We start from the raw sequence: 3,254 nt of genomic DNA, 5'->3' as shown, positions 1-3,254 counted from the left end.
GTCTTTTCCAAGTGGGAAAAAGTAAGTTTGACTTAGATTTTTTATGTGCTGTAAGCGATAATCTGTAATGCTCTCTATTTCAAAAATCTCCATCCTTTGTTTGAATAAATCTATAAAAGGAAGAAATCTATCCCTTTGCAATCCATCTTTGTAAAGCTCATCAGGGTGGCGGTTTGAGGTTGCTACAATTACAACCCCATTTTCAAAAAGTGCCTCAAAAAGCCTGCCTAAAATCATGGCATCAGCTATATCTTTCACTTGCATTTCATCAAAACAGAGAATCTTAATTTCAGAAATATCATTCGCAACTTCTTTTAGAATATCGCTGGAATCACTAGATTTTCTTTTTTCAAAAATCCTATCGTGAATTTCATTCATAAAAGCGTGAAAGTGAACTCTCCTCTTTTGAATTCGGCTATCAAGGTTTGAAAAAAATAAATCCATTAACATTGATTTTCCTCTGCCAACACCGCCATATATGTATAGCCCTTTTGGGGGAGCTTTTTGAATTCTAACGATTTTATTTATTAAACGATTATTTTTCTCAAAATTTTTAAGAATTCTTTGAGATAGCAAAGATAATTTTTCTACCAGAAGTTTTTGAGCTTGATCGGGCTTGATTTTTCCACTTGTTACAAGATTATTATAAGTTAGAATAAGTCGCGAATTATTTTCTGTATCTGAATCAAACATTGATAAAAATTTGATGAATATTCTTAAAACAAAATCTGAAGTTAGGCAATTTGTGTTTAATCTCAAAGCGAGTGGTAAGTCAATTGCTTTTGTGCCAACAATGGGGGCTTTGCATAAAGGCCATTTATCGCTTGTTGAAATTGCCAAGCAAAAAGCTGATATTGCGATTTGCTCAATCTTTGTGAATCCAACACAATTTGGACAAGGTGAGGATTTTGAAAAATATCCAAGAGCTGAAAATTCAGATATTGAACTTCTCAAAAATGCTAATTGTGATGCGGTTTTTATCCCTTCTAAAGATGAAATTTATAGTGCAAATAATTTCAAAATTCTGCCATTAGAAAAAACTGATATTCTTTGTGGGGCTTTTAGAAAAGGCCATTTTGAAGGGGTTTGCTTAGTGGTTGCTAAATTATTTAATATTGTGCAACCGGATTTTGCAATATTTGGCGAGAAGGATTTTCAGCAAGTTTTCATTATAAATCAAATGGTTAAATCACTTGATTTTAATCTTGATGTAATTAGTGCTAAAACTATGCGTGAAGAAGATGGGCTTGCTTTATCTTCCAGAAATGTTTATTTAAGCCAAGAAGAACGGCTTAGTGCTGGCAAAGTAAATAAGATTTTAATTAAAGCTTTAGAAGATTTTAAGAGCAAAAATAATGCGGAAAAAATTTTATCTTCTGCTAAAAATGAAATTATAAATTTAGGCTTTAATAAAATTGATTATCTTGAGTTTAGAAATTCAGACAATCTTGAAATTGCAGAAATTTATTCTGATAAAACAAGAATTTTCTTCGCTGGATATATAGGCAAAACAAGGTTAATAGATAATTTGCAGTTATGAGAAAAACAATTTTAGATATATTAAAATTAAAAGAGCTGAAGGAAAAAATTTCCGTTCTAACCTGTTATACTTCTAATTATGCAAAAATTTTGGATAATCATTCTGATATTTTATTAGTTGGTGATAGTTTAGGAATGGTGCTTTATGGATTTGATTCAACGCTTCCAGTAACATTAGATATGATGATTAATCACGGAAAGGCTGTTGTTAAATCTAGCAAAAATTCTCTTGTTGTTGTTGATATGCCTTTTGCAACCTATCAAGAAAGTCCAGAGCAAGCCTATAGAAATGCCGCAAAAATTCTGCAAGAAACAAATTGTTCTGCAGTAAAACTAGAGGGCGGTTTTGAAATGGCAGAAACTATAAAATTTCTAACTGAAAGGGGGGTGCCAGTGATGGCTCATATTGGCTTAAAACCTCAGTATTTTAATCAATATGGCGGTTATTTTGTGCAAGGGAAAGATAAAAAGTCTGAAGATGCCATAATTAAAGATATTAACGCAATAAATAATTCTGGGGCTTTTTCTGTGGTGTTGGAAGGGGTGAAGAAAAATATCGCTGATAAAATTTGTAAAATTTCAAAAAATCCAGTTATTGGAATTGGTGCTTCTGAAAATTGTGATGGTCAAGTGCTTGTAACTGAAGATATGCTTGGTTTTTTTGATGAATCTGCAAAATTTGTAAAAAAATATTCTAACATAAAAGATGTTATTTCAAACGCAGCAAAAAAATATTCTAGCGAAGTAAAATCCCAAAAATTCCCAACAAAAGAGTATTTGTATTAGTTTTTTAACGCATTCTCCTCTCCCTGTGATAGCAGGGAGAGGACAGATTTTCTTAAGAGCAAAGCGAATTAGAAAATCTTGGTGAGGGTTTATTGTCATATGGAACGAAGCGAGATATCTGGTAAAGATTAAATTAAAACTAGATTTCTAACTTCGTTCGAAATAACGCAGATTTTTTTTATACCCTCACCCTTACCCTCTCCCTGAAAGAACAGGGAGAGGAGGGATTTTTAATACTTCTTCAATACTCTAAACACAAAAAAACCTAATATTGTAGAGAGTAAAGAGCCGGCAATAACACCTATCTTAACTTCATCTTGCAAAATTGGATCTTTGAATGCGAGAAGCCCAACAAATAAACTCATCGTAAAGCCAATTCCAGCAATAACAGCTGTTCCGTAAATATCCAACCAATTTGTGCCTTCTGGCTTATCTGCAATCTTTAGCTTTGAGCATAAATAGGTTGTAAAAAAAATTCCAATTTGCTTTCCAAAAAATAGTGAAAGAGCAATTCCAATAGTAAGTGGAGCAAAAATTTCATCTGAGCTTATACCTTTGAAGCTAACTCCTGAGCTTACAAATGCAAATAATGGTAAAATAAAAAATGCTACCCAAGGGTGGATAATATGCATCAAATGTTTTAATGGCGATTTATGTGGGTTTTTGAAGCTAGAAATTGGGATAAAAGCACCCAGCAAAACGCCCGCAATTGTTGTGTGAATGCCTGAGTAATGGAAACAAACCCACATATAAAACCCCGTTAAAATATATGGAATAATATTTTCAATTTTGAATTTGTTTAATAAGAATAGTAGAATAACCCCTAAAATTCCAAGGGCTAAAGCAATTATATTCAAACCAGCAGAATAAAATAAAGCGATAATTATAATTGCTGCTAAATCATCATATATTGCAATCGCCAGCAGAAA

Annotated in this window: 4 protein-coding genes; 2 read left to right on the top strand and 2 right to left on the bottom strand. The window is 32.4% G+C overall.

Features of this window, described 5'->3' with window-relative positions:
* The coding region (zapE, locus tag SFT90_04580; GenBank protein MDX1949759.1) for a cell division protein ZapE at positions 1 to 693 on the bottom strand (693 nt) is incomplete at its 3' end.
* Between the two features lie 13 nt (positions 694 to 706).
* Here zapE and panC point away from each other — a divergent pair.
* Both panC and panB read left to right on the top strand, forming a co-directional pair.
* On the top strand, positions 707 to 1,540 hold the full coding sequence (gene panC / locus SFT90_04575) for a pantoate--beta-alanine ligase (protein MDX1949758.1): 834 nt from the start codon (positions 707 to 709) through the stop codon (positions 1,538 to 1,540).
* The gene (gene panB, locus SFT90_04570) at positions 1,537 to 2,325 is read left to right on the top strand and encodes a 3-methyl-2-oxobutanoate hydroxymethyltransferase (protein MDX1949757.1); all 789 of its coding nucleotides are present in this window, start codon (positions 1,537 to 1,539) and stop codon (positions 2,323 to 2,325) included. The genes panC and panB overlap by 4 nt, the downstream gene beginning before the upstream one ends.
* Before the next feature lie 230 nt (positions 2,326 to 2,555).
* On the opposite strand, the gene SFT90_04565 is transcribed toward panB, so the two are convergent.
* The coding region (locus SFT90_04565; protein ID MDX1949756.1) for a Na+/H+ antiporter NhaA at positions 2,556 to 3,254 on the bottom strand (699 nt) is incomplete at its 5' end.

Source organism: Rickettsiales bacterium (genome assembly GCA_033762595.1).
Lineage (GTDB): Bacteria > Pseudomonadota > Alphaproteobacteria > Rickettsiales > UBA8987 > JANPLD01.
This window is presented reverse-complemented; position numbering and strand designations above follow the sequence as displayed.